Source organism: Roseovarius azorensis, assembly GCF_900109455.1.
GTDB classification, from domain to species: Bacteria; Pseudomonadota; Alphaproteobacteria; order Rhodobacterales; family Rhodobacteraceae; genus Roseovarius; species Roseovarius azorensis.
In genome coordinates this window covers 261373-278130 of sequence record NZ_FOAG01000003.1, presented here as the reverse complement: position 1 = coordinate 278130, position 16758 = coordinate 261373, and the positions used below count along the sequence as shown (strand labels likewise).

Here is a 16758-nt window from a genome sequence, read left to right as displayed (position 1 = left end):
TAGGTGACTGATACGGCGGATCGGAGGGCGCATGGCGTTTTTCTCGAAACTCAAGGAACGGCTGTTCAAGTCGTCGTCCAGGCTCGAAGCGGGTCTGGAGGCGATCGTGGAGGACGGCGGCGTGGCAGAGGCGGGCGACCCGGAGACGCCGGAGCCTGCGCCCACACCTGCGCCGGAACCTGCGCCGGAGCCGGAGCCGGAACCCACACCTGCGCCGGAACCCGAACCGCAACCGCTCCCCGTTCCCACGCCTCCGCCTGCGCCCGATCCGACGCCACCCGACATCCCGACGCGCCCCGATGAGGCGCCGCCCCGGTCGCCGGTGGAGTTGCCGGTCAACGAGCCGCCCGTGGAAATACCGTGGACGCCGGAAATACCCGCTCCCTCCGCACCGTTCGAGATTCCCGATAGCCTGCCGCCTGCAGCCCCCCCGGCCCCGCGCAGCGGCCTTCTGGGGCGTCTTCTGGGGCGTGGCGACAGGACGGCGGTTGTCCGGCGCGCGCTGGACGACGCGATGCTCGAACAGCTCGAAGAGTTGCTGATCACCGCCGACATGGGGGTCGACACCGCGCTGCGCGTCACCGCGAACATGGCCGAGGGGCGGATGGGAAAGCGGCTTTCGACGCGGGAGATCAAGGAATTCCTGGCCCAGGAGATCGCCCGCATCATGGTGCCGGTGGCGCGCCCGATGCCGATCTATCCGAAAAAACCGCAGGTGGTGCTGGTGGTGGGTGTCAACGGATCGGGCAAGACCACCACCATCGGCAAGCTGGCGAGCCAGTTCAAGGCGGCGGGCAAATCGGTGATCATTGCCGCTGGCGATACCTTTCGCGCCGCTGCTGTCGAGCAGCTTCAGATCTGGGGCGAACGGGCGGGGGTGCCGGTTCTGACCGCGCCCGAGGGGTCAGACCCCGCGAGTCTTGCGTTCGACGCGATGACGCGGGCCGAGGCCGAGGGGGCCGATCTTCTGATGATTGACACGGCGGGGCGGTTGCAGAACCGCGCCGACCTGATGGAGGAGTTGGCCAAGATCGTCCGGGTGATCCGCAAGAAGGATCCCTCTGCCCCGCACAACACGCTGCTGGTGCTCGATGCGACGACCGGGCAGAACGCGCTGTCGCAGGTCGAGATATTCCAGAAACTCGCCGATATCACCGGGCTGGTGATGACCAAGCTCGACGGCACCGCGCGCGGCGGCGTTCTGGTGGCGCTGGCGGACAGGTTCGGCCTGCCGATCCATGCCATAGGGGTAGGCGAACAGATCGACGATCTGGCGCCGTTCGACCCCGAGGAGTTCGCCGCCGCCCTCACGGGGCTTGGCGCCGAATGAGGCAGGCCGCCGCGTCATCCGGCCGGCGCGTTCTTTGCCGGGCTGAAGCCCGGCCTACGGTTGCTGCATGCACAGTGCTTTGCAGGGCGGGCCCTTTCCCGCGATGGCGTGCATGAGCGAGTGGCTGATCGCGCTTGAAGGCACGGCAGAGGGCAAGCAGCTGGCAACCGCGCTGGCGCTTGCGGCGGCGTTGTTGCACGCGATATTCGGTGCGTTGCAGAAGGGGCGGCATGATCCCTGGCTCAGCCGGGGCGCGATCGATTTCAGCTATGCCGCCATGGCGGCGCCCTTTGCGTTCTTTGTTGTGCCCTGGCCGGAGCCGCATATGTGGCCGATCTTTGCGGGGGCCGTGCTGATTCACATCGGCTACAAGATCTTTCAGGGGCTGGCCTATACCAAGGGCGCCTATACGGTGGTTTACCCTGTGGTGCGCGGCACCGGACCGCTCTTCACGGTGGTCGGGGCGTGGCTGCTGTTTGGCGAGATATTCGCCCCGATGCAGTGGCTGGGGGTCGGGGTGTTGCTGTGCGGGATCTACGGGCTTGCGGTCTACAATCTGCGCACGCTGACGCTTGACCGCGAGACGATGCCGCTGGCGCTGGGCCTGGCGGTGATGACCGGGCTGTTTGTCGCGCTATACACGACCTACGACGCATATGGCATCCGCGCCGCGGCTGATCCGTTCACCTTTCTGGCGTGGTTCTTCTTTCTGGACGGTCTGACCATGCCGGGGTTTGCCTGGGCGCGCTGGCGCAATCTGCCGAACCGGCCCGCGGCGGGGCCGCTGATGCTGCGCGGGGTGATCGGCGGGCTGGTGGCGTTCTTCTCTTTCGGGTCGATCATGCTGGCCACGCGGCTGGACAAGGTCGGCGAGGCGGCGGTGCTGCGCGAGACCTCGACGGTTTTCGCGGCGCTCATCGGCTGGCTGGTGCTCAAGGAAACGGTGGGGCCGCGACGGATTGCCCTCATGAGCCTGATCGCCGCCGGTGCGGTCATAGTTGAATTCGGCGGCTGAAGGTTCCACAACCCTCTCACAACCTTCAAGGAGTGCAAGAGTCATGGCAGAGACGCCGACGCCCAAATGGGCCAAACCCGTTCTGGAGTTTGGCCCGATCCTGGCCTTCTTCGCCGCCTACCTGTGGCTCAAGGACCGTGTCTTTGCCATTGGCGGCACGGAATATGACGGGTTCATCGTCGTTACGGCCGGTTTCATTCCGGTCTTTCTGATCTGTATGGCGATCCTGTGGCGGATCACGGGGCACCTGTCGCGTATGCAGGTCGTCACGGCGGTGCTGATCGTGGTCTTTGGCGGCCTGTCGGTCTGGTTCAACGATCCGCGGTTCTTCAAGATGAAACCGACGATGATCTATCTGCTTTTTGGCGGGATTCTGGGTTTTGGCCTGTGGCGCGGGCGATCTTATCTGCAATATGTGATGGATGGCGTGATGCCGCTCAGCGATCGGGGCTGGATGATCCTGACGCAAAGACTGACGATGTTCTTCCTTGGTCTTGCCGTTCTGAACGAGCTGATCTGGCGCACGCAGTCCGAGGAAACCTGGGTCTACTTCAAGACCTTCGGCCTGACGGCGGCGATTTTCCTGTTCTTCATGACCCAGGGAAGGCTGTTTCGGGACCATTCCACCGAGGACAAGGCGGACGATGCCGCCGAGTGAAGGTTCCGTGTCGGCAACCTTTGCGGCACTTTCCCGGAATTCTCACATCTATGCCGAGATATGGCCCCAATCTGCCGCTACGTGTAGAGGCATGATAAAGCGCTTTTCCTCTCGCCTTCTCGACGCAACCCTGTCGATTCCGCCGATTCGGGTGCGCAATGTCCTGCCGGTCCTCATCATGCTGATGATCTGGATCGGCCTGCAATGGGCGCAGGTGGGCGAGAATATGGCCTTTGTCCTCGCGGTCGTGGTGGCGCAGGCCTATGCGATCTGGCGAAATCTGCCGCAGGCGGCACATGACATGGGGCAGATGCGGGCCGGTCGTCCGGCTATGCTGCGCTGGCCGGTGGCGGCGTTGCTGCTGCTGGCGGCGTTGCAGATCTGGCTGAATGATCCGCTGCTGACACAGCGGCTGATCACGGCCTTTGCGGTATTCTTTCTGGTCGTCATGGTCCTGGGCGTGATGCGCGAGGGCGAGATGCTGGATCGCATCACCCCGCGCAGCGCCGATGGCACGCCGGAATTCAAGGTGGTCAGCCTGTTGCGGGTGAACGCCCTGGTCGCGACGCTGGTGATCTGCGTCAACGAGACGCTGATCGCCTTTGAAACACCGGCCATATGGATCACCGTGATGCCGGTCTTTGTTCTGGTCCTGCACGGGTTTTACTGGCTCATCGTTCTGATGCTCGTGCCATCGGACAGTCAACCGGCCTGACGCGGGTATTTTCCCGAGTTCAACTCAGGCTTTGCGCGCTGTCGGATCCTGGCGTTTTTCCGCTGCGAGCGCGCGGCCGCGCTGTACCCCCTCGCGCCTGCCCAGATCGTCCAGCCAGCGGGCGAAATGCGGTTTGTCGTCCAGCGTCTGCTGCTGTCCCTCCCAGAGCGAGGCCCAGCCCCAGATCGCCATATCGGCGATGGAATAGAAATCGCCGGCCACATACCGATGCCGCGCCAACTGGCGGTCGAGCACGCCATAGAGCCGCGCCACCTCTTGCCGATACCTGTCCTTGGCGTAGGGGATATCCTGCGGCGGGGTCTTGAGAGGTGCGAATTTCAGGAAATGATGCGCCTGTCCGGCCATCGGCCCGACGCCGCCCATCTGCCACATGAGCCATTGATCCACCGCGATCCTGTCGCGTTCCGTCGTGCCGTAGAACTGCCCGGTCTTGCGCGCCAGATATTGCAGGATCGCACCGGATTCGAAGATATGGATCGGCGCGCCGTCCGGCCCCTCGGGGTCGGTGATCGCAGGCATCCGGTTGTTGGGCGAGATCGCCAGGAACTCGGGTTTGAACTGATCCCCGGCACCGATGTCGATGAGATGGGTCCGGTAGGGCAGACCCATTTCCTCGAGCGCGATGGAGATTTTCCAGCCGTTTGGCGTGGGCCAGAAATAAAGATCGATGGGGGCCTGCATTTGATCCTCCGGGGTCGGTGTGTTCTGCGGCGTCAGAATGACGGTTTTCGTCCCAGTGGCAAGGCCGGACGCAGTTCCGGCAGGCTGAGGATGCGCGACCAGCGCGGCGTCGGGGCGTCGGGCAGCATGGAGCGTAAAAGCGGCAGCGGAAGTTCGGGGGCATTTCTCAGTAAACTGCTGTAGAACGGGAATACCCCCGGTCGCGTATAGGGCGACCAATGGCAGATTCGCGCCATGGGCGAGGCGATGGCAAATCCCAGCCGTTGCAGGGCCGCCAGCGTTTCGGGATCGTCCATCTGCAGGTTGAGGACATTGGGGGCCAGCGGATTCGCGTGACCCAGGCTGCGGTCGCCGCGCGCGGGTGGCGCGATCAGGCATTCGAGCAGAAAGTCGAACAGGTCGTTCTCGCGGCTGGTGACGTTGATCACTTCGGCGCTGCGTCCGGCGGGGCTGTTCAGGCATTCCGTCGCGCGCTGGCCGAATTCCGCCCCCGCAAGCAGGATGATGCGCCCGATGGACTGCGGGGGCAGGTGTGGCAGCGCGCTGAGGATCACCCGCGCCCCGAAGGAATGCGCCAGCGCATGTACCGGGCGGTCCGGCGCGATGTCGCGGATCATCGAGACCAGTTGCGCCAGCCGCACGCCGGCATTCGCAGCCTCGGCATAGGCGTGCCAGACTGTGCCGCGCGCCTGCCAGCCAAAGCCGATGGCCAACCCCTCATCCGCACGCCCCTGACCGAAACCGAGGCCGCCAGGCCAGCTGAGAACCTTGAAGCTGTCGCGTTCAGGGCTAAGCGACAGGATGTGCCGATGCGGGCATTCGCTGTGATGGCCGGGCGCGTATTTGAAGCCGTGCACCATCAGGATCACCGGCCCTTCGGTCGCCAGAAGACCGGGCAGGAGGGTGGCCAGATCATCCTGCCGGGCATGCGGGGCGGGGCCTTTGGTGTCGGCATTCACATGTATAAGCGGCATGTTCCTCATCCCACCATATCTTGTGGTTGGGATGTAGCGGGGCCATACGTCGCTTTGGTGACGCCCGCATGAAACCTGCGTGACAGTGTTGACGCAGGCCGCGCGCGGGAGTAATGCGCGGATGTGGCGATTTGTTACCGGATTGCGGGCCACGTTAAACATCCCGCTAAAGAGGTCAGGATGAAAGCCCCCTTTCGCTTGACCGCGTCGGGGCTTTTTTCATGGGCAGGGATGCCCGGAGGACGGATATGAGCGAAAGCTGGAACAAGCGCACCAGACTGGTGCATGGCGGCACGCGGCGCAGCCAGTATAACGAGGTGAGCGAGGCGATTTTTCTCACGCAAGGGTTTGTCTATGACAGCGCCGAGTCGGCGGCGGCGCGGTTCATCAAGGCGGGTGACGATGAATTCATCTATGCCCGCTATGGCAACCCGACGGTGGCGATGTTCGAAGAGCGCATTGCGTCGCTGGAGGGGGCGGAGGACGCATTCGCCACTGCAAGCGGCATGGCGGCAGTGTCGGGGGCGCTGACCTCGATGCTGCGGGCGGGCGACCACGTCGTTTCGGCGCGGGCGCTGTTTGGCTCCTGCCTCTATGTGCTTGAGGAAATCCTGACCCGGTTCGGGGTCGAGGTGAGTTTTGTGGATGGCACCGATCTGGACCAGTGGCGCGCGGCGATCCGGCCCGGCACCAGAGCGGTGTTTTTCGAGACCATCGCCAATCCCACGCTCGATGTGGTCGATATCCGCGCGGTGGCCGGTCTGGCGCATGCGGTGGGGGCGGTGGTGATCGTGGACAATGTCTTTGCCACGCCGGTTTTCTCGAACGCGATCGGGCAGGGGGCGGACGTGGTCGTCTATTCCGCCACCAAGCATATCGATGGGCAGGGCCGCACATTGGGCGGCGTTGTGCTGGGCAGCCGCGACTATATCCGGGGCACGCTGGAGCCCTACATGAAGCATACCGGCGGTTCGATGTCGCCCTTTACCGCCTGGGTCATGCTCAAGGGGCTGGAGACGATCGACCTGCGGGTGCGCGCGCAGTCCGAGAGCGCGCTGGCGATAGCCGAGGCCTTGCAGGGCGATCCGCGTCTGGCGCGGGTGATTTATCCGGGCCATGCCAGCCATCCGCAGCACGATCTGGTGCGGGCGCAGATGGGGCAGGGCGGCACGGTGCTGGCGCTCGATCTCAAGGGTGGGCAGGAGGCGGCGTTCAGGTTTCTAAACGCCCTCGAAATCGTGCTGATTTCGAACAATCTGGGCGATGCCAAATCCATCGCGACCCATCCGGCGACCACCACCCATCAACGGCTGCCGGCCGAGCAGAAGGCGGCGCTCGGGATCACGCCGGGGCTGGTGCGGCTGAGTGTCGGGCTGGAGGATGTCGGGGATCTGCTGGCCGATCTTGGCCGGGCGCTGGATGTCGCGGGTTGAGGCGGATTTTCTGCCTTTTCAGTGAAAGGAATGATCCGCTCTGACGCTTTTGTCGTAAATCCCTGCGATAATAGCAATTCCTGTCAAAAAGCCTTATGTTTGGGTGTGGCAGAGCGTATAGGGAATCTTTGCATGAATCTGCATACGTCTGAGATGAAACCGAAACCGGATCGGGACGACGCCCGGGAGGCGCTCGCGCTGCTGCGCGCGTGGGCTGGTTCGGCCAGCCCTGAAGAGGTGGCCGATCTCGATCCGGCGATTGCGCGGTTGCTGACCTCGGGCGAGGTGTCGAATTATCCGCTGCTCAGGCGCGACTATCCGGAGGATTTCGTGGTGGATGCGCGGTATCGTGCATCCCTGCCCGATCTGCAGAACGGTCCCGCCTCGTTGATCCGTGGCACCAGACAGCAATTGCAGCATGTCGGGATTTCCAATTTCCGCCTGCCGATCCGGTTTCATACCCGTGACAATGGCGATCTGACGCTGGAGACCTCTGTGACCGGCACGGTGAGCCTGGAAGCGGGCAGGAAGGGAATCAATATGTCCCGGATCATGCGCAGTTTCTACAAACATGCCGAAAAGACATTCAGCCTGGAGGTGATGGAGGCCGCCCTGGCCGATTACATCACCGATCTCGACAGTGTCGATGCGCGGTTGCAGATGCGGATTTCCTATCCGGCCAAGGTGCGTTCGCTGCGTTCCGGGCTGGAGGGGTTCCAGTATTACGACATCGCGATGGAGCTGGTCGAGACGGGCGGAGCGAAGCGCAAGTTCATGCATCTCGATTATGTCTATTCCTCGACCTGCCCCTGTTCGCTGGAACTGAGCGAACATGCGCGCGCGGCGCGCGGGCAACTGGCCACGCCGCATTCGCAGCGCTCGGTCGCGCGGATTTCGGTCGAGGTGCTGGAGGGCGATTGCCTGTGGTTCGAGGATCTGATCGACCTCGCTCGCCGGGCGGTACCCACAGAGACGCAGGTGATGGTCAAGCGCGAGGACGAGCAGGCATTTGCCGAACTGAACGCCGCCAATCCGGTCTTTGTCGAGGACGCGGCGCGGCTGTTTTGCGAGCAGTTGCTGGCGGATCCGCGCGTTGGCGATTTCCGGGTGATCGCAAGCCATCAGGAGAGCCTGCACAGCCATGATGCGGTCAGTGTGCTGACCGAAGGCGACACCTTTGCCGCGCAGAGCCTGGATCCCAAGCTGTTTCAGACGCTGCTGCACGGTCGTTAGGCGGGTGCGGCCTGCCCGTTTGATCATCATTGCCGGCTAATCCTTGAGCATCTTCCGGCCAAAGGGTCCTAAAGTGATTTGACGTTACGTCAATTTGCTGCCACCCCGGATTCGCGCGCGTTACATGATTGTAACCTGAGCGCGCTATGCGAGCCTGAATCTGTTGAAAAGGATATCCTCATGCTTTCTCCCGACCTTCCACTCAAACTCTCGGCTGCCGGAATCAGGCTGACCGGCTATGTGATCGAAAGCAATCTTCGGGTTGCGCAGGTCTTTGGTCAGGCAGCCCTTGAGGCAGGGTCGTTTTCCGGTCGTCTGAAGGCGAAAGCGGCGCAGCCCTGCGCGAGGAAAGAGGCGGTTGTGGAGGCGAAAAGCGCCGTTGAAGATCATGCGCCCGCGCCACGGGCGGCTGTCGCGGCGCCGAAGCCTAAAGTTGCATGGGAAGCGGCGAAACCTGCGCCTGTGGCAGAGGCCAGATCCGTGGCGGAGGTCAAGCCTGCGATTGCGGTCGAAGCCAAGGCAGCGCCGGTCTCAGAAGCAGAACCGGCCCCTGTCGCCAGATCAAAGCCCGCTGCACAGCGCGCGGCCAGGAAGGTGAAGGCGACCCACACGCCGGACCAAGCGATGCCCGCCAGGACCAAGGCCACCGACGAGCCAGTCGTCAAGCGCCCGCGCGCGCCCTCGATGCCGCCTGCCTTGCCTGAGCCGGTAAAAAAAACCAAGTCGGAATAGGTATGTAATAGCCGGGATGCGTTTCATGCAACCCGGCTATTCCGTATTGGCGCTAGTCATGTCAATCATGCTGACCTAGATTCGGTTGCAGGGAGGAAACCTGAACTCAAACGAAAGTGAGGTTTCCAATGGCAAATATCACAACCAACGTTTCCGCATCGCCGCTGCGCGAGGGCTGGAAAAGGTTTGTCGCAGCAATCGTGCGCGGCATGGAAGCGCAGGCAAGGGTGACCGCCCGCCGCAACCGGATCGAGGCGCTGGAGGCGAAAACCGATGCGGAACTGACGCGCATGGGCATTCGCCGCGAGGATATTCCCTATCACGTTTTCCGCGACCTGTTTTACGCCTGAGCACTTGCCGCAGCCGCGCTGAAAGCGCCTGAACCAATCATTTCCCCGGCGGACCCTGTTCGTCGGGGTTTTTGCTGCAATGCAGCAACATCCCGCGCATCGTTTTGAGGGGCGGGCGCATTCCAACCAGACTCAGGCTATACTGTCGAATGGGAGGGGACCCGACCGATCCGATGAAAGGGGTTCCAATGACCGACACTGATCTGCACACCCGATTTCTGCCCGCGAGATGGCGGCGTGATCTGGATCTTTATCTGGCCGAGCGCGCGGGTGGCATGAATGGCTACATGATCGCACGGCAAAGACTGGCCAGTGTTGCGCGCCTGCACAGTCTGAGCGATGCCGAACTGGCCGCGATGGGCCTGCGACGCAAGGATATTCCGGCGTTTGTCTTTGAGGACATCCTGCCGGGTTGAGGCATCGCATGACCCGCGCGCATCGTGCTTGACAGTGTCCCGCGCTGACGCCAACTCTGCGCCTCATGTTTGATGTGCGTCCCGTGGGATATCTTGTCGGCCTGATGGTCACGGCCATGGGCCTGACCATGGCGCTGCCGCTTCTGGTGGATATTGCCGAAGGGCGGGATCACTGGCCGGTTTTTGCCGAGAGCATGATCGTCACCTGCCTGATCGGCGGTCTGGTGGCGCTGGCCTGCAAGAACTCTGTGGGGCAGGGGCTGACGATCAAGCAGGCATTTTTGCTGACCACATTGGTCTGGGTGGCGCTGCCGCTCTTTGGCGCGCTGCCGTTCATGCTGGGCGAGACGCAGCTCAGCTTTGTCGATGCCTATTTCGAATCGATGTCCGGGATGACCACGACAGGGGCCACGGTGATTGCCGGACTGGATGAATTATCCAAGGGGCTGCTGCTCTGGCGGGGTATTCTGCAATGGCTGGGCGGTCTGGGGATCGTCATCGTGGCGCTGGTGTTCCTGCCCGAGATGCGGGTGGGCGGGATGCAGTTCTTTCGCTCCGAGGGGTTCGATACCTTTGGCAAGGCGTTGCCGCGCACCATTGATATCTCGAAGGGGGTGCTCAATGTCTATCTGGGCCTCACGGTGATCTTCACGCTCAGCTATCTCGCGCTCGGGATGGGCCCGTTCGATGCGACGGTGCATGCGCTGACCACTGTCTCGACGGGTGGGTTTTCCACCTCCGACAGTTCCTTTGGGGCGTTTCCCGGCGCACCGCAATATGCCGCCGTGGTGTTCATGATCCTGGCCAGCCTGCCTTTCGTGCGGATGATGCAGGGGGTGCATGGCAATGTCCGGCCGATCTTGCATGACACGCAGGTGCGCACCTATCTGCGCTGGCTGATCTATGCCTTTGTGCTGGTGGCCGCCTATGACCTGATCGCCAATGGCCGGTTCGCAGAGGAAAGCCTGCGTGAGCGGCTGTTCAATGTAGTGTCGATCTTTTCCGGCACGGGCTATGGTGCCGGCGATGTCACGGCATGGGGTAACTTTCCGTTTGTAATGCTGATCGCCGTGGGGGCGATTGGCGGCTGCACCGGATCGACCGGCTGTTCGATCAAGATTTTCCGCTACCAGCTCATGCTGCGCGCTCTGGGACAGCAGGCGCGGCGGATTTTCAACCCGTCGAGCGTGATGGTTCTGCGCCACGAGGGGCGGCGGGTCGAGGATGAGGTGCTGCAATCGGTGATGTTGCTGTTCACCTGTTATATCCTGTCGTTCGGGTTCTTCTCGGTGGCGCTGGAACTGACCGGGCTGACGCTGCTTGAATCCGTGACTGCCGCCTGGACGGCGATTTTCAACGTCGGTCCCGCATTCGGCGAGACGGTCGGCCCCACGGGATCGCTTTCGGCCTTTCCAGCGGCGGCAAAGGCGCTGATGATCCTGGCCATGCTCATGGGGCGGCTGGAGCTTCTGGCGGTGATCGTGCTGGTTCTGCCCGCCTTTTGGCGGCCCTGAATATCCATTGGACAAGGAGTGCCGTGATGGCGGACAATCGAAAGGTGCAAACCGCCGCCCCCCTCGGGGCGCAGATCAGCCACATGCTGAAGGCACGCGGCGTCGAGGTGATCTTTGGCATCCCCGGCGTGCATAACCAGGAAATGTATCGTGGTATCGAGGAGGCGGGGATCACGCATGTCCTGGCGCGTCACGAACAGGGCGCGGGGTTCATGGCGGACGGCTATGCCCGCGCCACCGGCAGGCCCGGCGTGGCCTATGTGATCACCGGGCCGGGGCTGTGCAACATCATGACGCCGATGGGGCAGGCCTGGTCGGACAGCGTGCCGGTGCTGGTGCTGTCGTCCTGTCTGGACGAAACGGCGGCCACCACGGGGCAGTTGCATCAGATGCTGGATCAGCGGGCGGCGGCGGATTGCGTCTGCGACTGGAGCCGTGAGGCCCGTGACCCGGCGAGCGCCTATCACCTGATCGACCGCGCACTGACCGAGTTTGCCACGAAACGCGCCCGGCCAAAGCATGTGCAGGTGCCGATCGCGGTGCTGGAGGGCATGGCGGAGGCCGCCCCGGCGGCGACCCCCGTCACCCTGCGCCCCGCGATTGCGCCCGATGTGGCGGAGGATGTGGCGCAGGCGCTGGATGCGGCGCGCAAGCCGCTGATCATCCTGGGCGGTGGCGCGGTGCAGAGCGCGCGGGCGTGGCGTGAGGTGGCAACGCGGCTGGGGGCTGCGACGTTCACCACCTATGCCGGGCGCGGGATCATGGGCGCGGACGCGCCGCTCGATTTCGGATCTTACCTGGCGCGGCCCGACAGCGCCGCAGTTCTGGCCGGGGCCGATCTGGTGCTGGCGGTGGGCACGGAACTGTCGCAATGCGATCTATGGCGCGATCATCCGGGGCACGAGGCGCCGCTGATCCGGGTCGATATCGACCCCGCGCAACTGGGTGGTGCCGCGCAGCGCGACCGGGCGGTGCTGGCCGATGCCGGCGCTCTGGCCGAGGCGCTGCTGGCGCGGGGGCTATCCGGCAGGGGCGGTTGGCACGCTGCGGAGATCACCGCTGCCCGCGCCCGCTGGCGCGCCGAGAGCGACGCCGAACGTCCCGGCATCGTGCCGATTTGCGATGTGCTGCGGGCGGCCCTGCCGGACGATACGATGATCTATTCCGACATGACCCAGTTTGCCTATGTGGCCAAGGAAGTCTGGCCGATGGCGCGCCCCGGCCACTGGCATCACCCGACGGGTTTCGGCACGCTTGGCTATGCATTGCCCGCGGCAATCGGCGGCGCGGTGGCGCGACGGGGCAAGCCAACGGTCTGCATCGCGGGGGATTACGGGTTTCAGTATACGGTGCAGGAACTAGGCACGGCGGTCGAGCTGGGCCTGTCCCTGCCGATTCTGCTGTGGGACAATTCAAAGCTGAAGGAGATCGAGGACAGCATGGTGCGCGCGCAGATCGCGCCGAATGCGGTGATCGCCCACAATCCGGATTTCTGCGCCCTGGCGCGCGCCTATGGCGCCCATGCCGAGGCCCCGGCGACGCCGGAAGCCCTGCAGGATGCCGTGCGGGCGGCGCTTGTGGCGGATCGCCCGACGCTGATCCACATGACGGCCGCGCTGTCAGGGCGCTGACGTGGCGATGTTCGCGCCTGTCCCGCCACGGATCAGTCCCAGCAGCTGACCAGAACGGTCAGCGCGCCTGCGCGTTCGGTCAGTGTCTCGGCGGGAATCCGGCTGATTCCGGACATGGTGCGCGGGGTGATGCCGCTCTGCGTCAGCACGCCCTGCAGGGCGCCATTGGTCGCGGCAAAGCTCACACCCTCAGGCAGGGCGCGCCCTTCCTGCGCATGCGGCAGCAGCATGCCCAGGACCGCGCCGCCTGCATCGAGAACCGGCCCGCCCGCGTCGCCGTCAAGCGCGGCAAGGGCAAGGCGTTTGAGATGGGTCTCGCCATTGAGGCCGCGCAGATCCGAGACCTGACCGAATGTCAGCGTCGGCGCGCCCAGAATGCCGCCATAGGAATATCCCGCCACCGCCACATCGGACAAAAGGCGCGGCGTCAGTTCCTGAAATGTGGCCACATTCCGGGGCGCGAGGGGGCTGCGCGGGCGCAGCAGCGACACGCCAAGGGTGGCGTCGGTGAGAGCAACCTTGGCCTCGTGGGCGTCGTCTATGGTGATGCGGCGGCATTCTTGCACCACCTCGGAGGTGGTCAGCACCGCGCCCGCCCCGTCGACGTAGAACCCGGAACGCGACAGCCTGGGCTGGCGCACTTCGAGGCCGGAAATCAGGTCGATCCGTTGTTCCGCGACGCTGCCCTCGGCCGGGTCGAGCGTGCCGGACAGCCATTCAAAGCTGTTCTGCATCTCGGCCAGCAGGCGTTTGCGCCGCTCTTCGTCGCCGGCAGGCCAGATCAGGGTGAACCCCTTGATCTGGCCGTCCCGCAGCCAGACCTGGGTTTGAGAGATGTGCATTGCGTTCTCGCCGACCAGCGTGAACCGGTCGTTTTCCAGACCGCGCGGCCCGGTCTCGGGCACGATCTCGAGCGTCTGCATGATGTCATAAAGCCCGGCCAGCGTGTTGCGGTCCCCCTGCTGGCTGATCAGCAAGACACGGGCGTCGATATCGCCGGTGGGTTTGAAATGGACGAACGGCGGCTCGTAGCGGTCGAATTTCACCACGGATGCGGGCAGTTTCACGGCGATGCCCGCGGCATTGTCGCGCACGACCTTGAGTCCCAGCCCGGCGAGAACGGCGTTATACTGGCCCAGGAGCACCGCGCGCTGACGGGTGGTGAGGATGCCGGTCGGCTCGAACCCGTTGGCCGCCTGCCAGCGCGCCATCGAGGCGCGTGTGCCCCTGCCAAAGGCGGCGTCGATCGCGCCGTCATAGACCCCGGCCCATTTCAGCGCGATCTGCAGTTCAGCGCGTTCGTCGCGGCTGAGGCGGCTTTCGCTGTCCTGCGCCTCGCGCGGGGTTTCATCCGCGGGTTCAGGCTGTGGCGTGGGGGTCTGCGCGATGACGGGGGGCTGATCGGGCGTGGCAAGCGCGGGCCGTTGCAGGAAATTCGCGCCGATCGGCCAGAATTGCTGTCGATAGGCAGAGTTCTCGGCGATGTAGCTGTCACGCGCGATCACCCCCTCGGCGCGGTAGACCTGCAACACGCGCAGCGCCTCGTCGGGCCGGTAGGGGCCGAGGGCGATGGCGTACCAGCCGGTATCGAGGGAAAATCCGTTCACATCCGGCAGATCGGCGGCGTAGCGGCGCGCACTGGCCTGGGCCTCAGTCAGGCTTGGCTGTGCCTCGATCTGCACCCATACGAGCGGCTCTTGCTGTGCCCAGGCCGCAGGTGCAACCATGCATGCCATCAATATGAACCTGAAAAAAATGCGCGCCATCCGTTCTCCCCGGTCGTGTCCCGTGGCGGTCAAAGAGACCTCTTCGGGGTTTTAGCAAAATTGCCGGGGGATGCACTCGAAATGTTTGAAAGGCTGGCGCGGGACAGGCGTGGGCGCATGGAATGTCGGTTCGGACATCGGTGGAAAATCGCCGCATCGGAAAATCTCTGGCGCGGTGGATTCGGGTGGCAGATGGCGGTGATGACATGTCTTGGATGAGATGTCATCCGGGCGGTGTATTTGTGTGTCTGACCGTCTGTCGCCGGCGCTTGTCCTGAATGGTCTGGCCGGGGAGTGCTCCGAGATCGGCGCCGCCTCTGTCCGCACGGGCCGCTGTCAACCGATCCGACACCGCTGTGCGTTCATGACATGTTAAACAAGACATGTCTTCCTGTCCGGGTCTCAAACGGCAAACCCGGAGGATACGATCCGTGACCGCCCTCATTTCGCACCCCTATCGTCCCGACAGGTTCGCCGCGACCCATGCGCGTGAAAACGGCGACGCGCTCTGGCTCTTTCTGAACCGGAGCGACATCATCATCCGGATGGAAACCGCGAGCTACCTCGCGCGTCCCGCGATCGAGCCTCTGGCGCCGCTGCTGCTGCGCGAATTCGGTGGCGAGGTCGCGCAGCGCCGGATCAAACAGATGATCGGTCACATGGTGCGTCAGATCATGGAACGGCGCGGCTATCGGCTCTGCCACAGCAACGTGCGCATTGCGCGGCGCGGCAATATCTTTGCCAGTGGCTCGCGCTATGCGCTGCCCGATTGACCCCGCCCCGCGCCCGGCCTAGGTAGGGGCGGCAATTCAGGGGCAGCCCCGGGGGCAGGCATGACCGACAAGACCGAGAAACCGCGCAGTTTTCAGGAGATCATTCTGCGGCTTCAGACCTATTGGGCGGCGCAGGGCTGTGCGATGATGCAGCCCTATGACATGGAGGTGGGGGCGGGTACGTTTCATCCCGCCACGACGCTGCGTTCGCTGGGATCGAACCCCTGGGCCGCGGCCTATGTCCAGCCCTCGCGCCGTCCGACCGATGGGCGATATGGCGAGAACCCGAACCGCTTGCAGCATTATTATCAGTATCAGGTGCTGATCAAACCCAGCCCGCCCGATCTGCAGGACCTATACCTTGGCAGTCTGCGCGCCATCGGCATCGACATGGCCCTGCATGACATCCGTTTCGTCGAGGATGACTGGGAAAGCCCCACGCTGGGCGCCTGGGGTCTGGGCTGGGAGGTCTGGTGCGACGGGATGGAGGTGAGCCAGTTCACCTATTTCCAGCAGGTCGGCGGGCATGACTGTGTGCCGGTGTCGGGTGAGCTGACCTATGGGCTGGAGCGGCTGGCGATGTATGTGCTGGGCATTGATCACGTGATGGACATGCCGTTCAACGATCCCGCGGCCCCCATTCCGCTCTGCTATGGCGATGTGTTCCGGCAGACCGAGGAAGAATACAGCCGCTGGAATTTCGATGTGGCCAACACCGAGGTTCTGCTTCGGCATTTCGAGGAGGCCGAGGCGGAATGTCAGGCGATCCTGGCGCAGGAGGCTGAAGACCCCAAGACGGGCAAGCGCATCATCATGGCGCATCCGGCCTATGATCAGTGCATCAAGGCGAGCCACATCTTCAACCTGCTCGACGCGCGCGGCGTCATTTCCGTGACCGAGCGGCAGGCCTATATCGGTCGGGTGCGGGCGCTGGCGAAAAAATGCGCCGACGCCTTTGTGCGGACAGAGGCCGGGGGGCAGGCGGCGTGATGGGCAGGATATTGGCGGTGGCGATCCTGGTGACCGCGCTGATGGCCGGTGCGGCCATGTATTACCTTCAGGTCTATCACTTCTACGAGGAGGTGGCGGCGGATGGCGCGAACGATGTGCTTCTGACCTCGCTGGCCACGGGTTCGCCGGAACCGGCGCTTTATGAGGATTTTCGCGCGATTGACGCCGACAGCAGCCCGATCCGCTATCGCGCCTGTTTCACCACCCCGATGAGCCATGCGATGCTGAGCGAGACCTATGAAATATACGAGGCCGCAGAACCCCTGACCGCGCCCGGATGGTTCGATTGCTATGATGCAGGGGCGATCGGTCAGGCGCTGGAAGAGGGCCGCGCGCTGGCCTTTCTGGGGCAGCGCGATGTGATCTATGGCGTGGACCGCGTGGTCGCCATCACCGAGGACGGTCGTGGCTATGCCTGGCACCAGATCAACCGCTGCGGCAGGGTGGTGTTTGACGGCCAGCCCGCGCCCGAGGATTGCCCCGAACCGCCGCAAGGATACTGAAT

17 protein-coding genes and 1 riboswitch are annotated in these 16758 nt (G+C 63.9%); of the genes, 14 read left to right on the top strand and 3 right to left on the bottom strand.

The window, feature by feature from the left end:
• Positions 1-31: 31 nt before the first annotated feature.
• The 4 genes from ftsY (at position 32) to BSG08_RS06780 (ending at position 3718) form a co-directional block, all read left to right on the top strand.
• Entirely contained in the window at positions 32-1330 is a 1299-nt protein-coding gene (ftsY, locus tag BSG08_RS06795; protein WP_093034039.1) for a signal recognition particle-docking protein FtsY, read from the top strand.
• A 112-nt stretch (positions 1331-1442) separates the two neighbouring features.
• Positions 1443-2345 (top strand): EamA family transporter, encoded by a 903-nt coding sequence (locus tag BSG08_RS06790; RefSeq protein ID WP_093034309.1) that lies wholly within the window; start codon positions 1443-1445, stop codon positions 2343-2345.
• A gap of 43 nt (positions 2346-2388) precedes the next feature.
• A complete protein-coding gene (locus BSG08_RS06785; protein ID WP_093034038.1) occupies positions 2389-3003 on the top strand; it encodes an inner membrane-spanning protein YciB in 615 nt (204 codons plus the stop codon).
• A 91-nt stretch (positions 3004-3094) separates the two neighbouring features.
• Positions 3095-3718 (top strand): hypothetical protein, encoded by a 624-nt coding sequence (locus tag BSG08_RS06780; protein WP_093034035.1) that lies wholly within the window; start codon positions 3095-3097, stop codon positions 3716-3718.
• A gap of 24 nt (positions 3719-3742) precedes the next feature.
• On the opposite strand, the gene BSG08_RS06775 is transcribed toward BSG08_RS06780, so the two are convergent.
• On the bottom strand, positions 3743-4420 hold the full coding sequence (locus tag BSG08_RS06775) for a glutathione S-transferase N-terminal domain-containing protein (protein WP_093034032.1): 678 nt from the start codon (positions 4418-4420) through the stop codon (positions 3743-3745).
• A 32-nt stretch (positions 4421-4452) separates the two neighbouring features.
• Entirely contained in the window at positions 4453-5394 is a 942-nt protein-coding gene (locus tag BSG08_RS06770) for an alpha/beta hydrolase family protein (protein WP_093034029.1), read from the bottom strand.
• Between the two features lie 113 nt (positions 5395-5507).
• Positions 5508-5585: riboswitch (SAM riboswitch) on the top strand.
• A 57-nt stretch (positions 5586-5642) separates the two neighbouring features.
• On the opposite strand from BSG08_RS06770, the gene metZ reads away from it, so the two are divergent.
• The 7 genes from metZ (at position 5643) to BSG08_RS06735 (ending at position 12703) form a co-directional block, all read left to right on the top strand.
• Complete coding sequence (gene metZ / locus BSG08_RS06765; RefSeq protein WP_093034026.1) at positions 5643-6827, top strand: O-succinylhomoserine sulfhydrylase; 1185 nt, start codon at positions 5643-5645, stop codon at positions 6825-6827.
• A 132-nt stretch (positions 6828-6959) separates the two neighbouring features.
• Positions 6960-8060, top strand: a complete 1101-nt coding sequence (folE2, locus tag BSG08_RS06760) for a GTP cyclohydrolase FolE2 (RefSeq protein WP_093034023.1) — start codon at positions 6960-6962, stop codon at positions 8058-8060.
• Positions 8061-8240: 180 nt separating this feature from the next.
• A complete protein-coding gene (locus BSG08_RS06755; protein WP_093034020.1) occupies positions 8241-8792 on the top strand; it encodes a hypothetical protein in 552 nt (183 codons plus the stop codon).
• A 128-nt stretch (positions 8793-8920) separates the two neighbouring features.
• Entirely contained in the window at positions 8921-9142 is a 222-nt protein-coding gene (locus BSG08_RS06750; protein ID WP_093034017.1) for a hypothetical protein, read from the top strand.
• Positions 9143-9330: 188 nt separating this feature from the next.
• Positions 9331-9558, top strand: a complete 228-nt coding sequence (locus BSG08_RS06745) for a hypothetical protein (RefSeq protein ID WP_093034014.1) — start codon at positions 9331-9333, stop codon at positions 9556-9558.
• A 65-nt stretch (positions 9559-9623) separates the two neighbouring features.
• On the top strand, positions 9624-11072 hold the full coding sequence (locus BSG08_RS06740; protein ID WP_093034011.1) for a TrkH family potassium uptake protein: 1449 nt from the start codon (positions 9624-9626) through the stop codon (positions 11070-11072).
• Positions 11073-11098: 26 nt separating this feature from the next.
• Complete coding sequence (locus BSG08_RS06735; RefSeq protein ID WP_093034008.1) at positions 11099-12703, top strand: 5-guanidino-2-oxopentanoate decarboxylase; 1605 nt, start codon at positions 11099-11101, stop codon at positions 12701-12703.
• Between the two features lie 32 nt (positions 12704-12735).
• Here BSG08_RS06735 and BSG08_RS06730 read toward each other — a convergent pair whose 3' ends face one another.
• Positions 12736-14469 (bottom strand): serine protease, encoded by a 1734-nt coding sequence (locus BSG08_RS06730; RefSeq protein ID WP_093034005.1) that lies wholly within the window; start codon positions 14467-14469, stop codon positions 12736-12738.
• Between the two features lie 431 nt (positions 14470-14900).
• Here BSG08_RS06730 and BSG08_RS06725 point away from each other — a divergent pair, with 431 nt between their 5' ends.
• Genes BSG08_RS06725 through BSG08_RS06715 form a run of 3 tightly spaced genes read left to right on the top strand, consistent with a single transcriptional unit; the run spans position 14901 to position 16756 of the window.
• Complete coding sequence (locus BSG08_RS06725) at positions 14901-15242, top strand: hypothetical protein (RefSeq protein WP_093034002.1); 342 nt, start codon at positions 14901-14903, stop codon at positions 15240-15242.
• Positions 15243-15302: 60 nt separating this feature from the next.
• Positions 15303-16232: a glycine--tRNA ligase subunit alpha gene (locus BSG08_RS06720; RefSeq protein ID WP_093033999.1), complete on the top strand. Its 930-nt coding sequence runs from the start codon at positions 15303-15305 to the stop codon at positions 16230-16232.
• Positions 16232-16756: a DUF6446 family protein gene (locus BSG08_RS06715; protein WP_093033996.1), complete on the top strand. Its 525-nt coding sequence runs from the start codon at positions 16232-16234 to the stop codon at positions 16754-16756. Before BSG08_RS06720 ends, BSG08_RS06715 begins: the two co-directional genes overlap by 1 nt.
• Positions 16757-16758 lie beyond the last annotated feature (2 nt).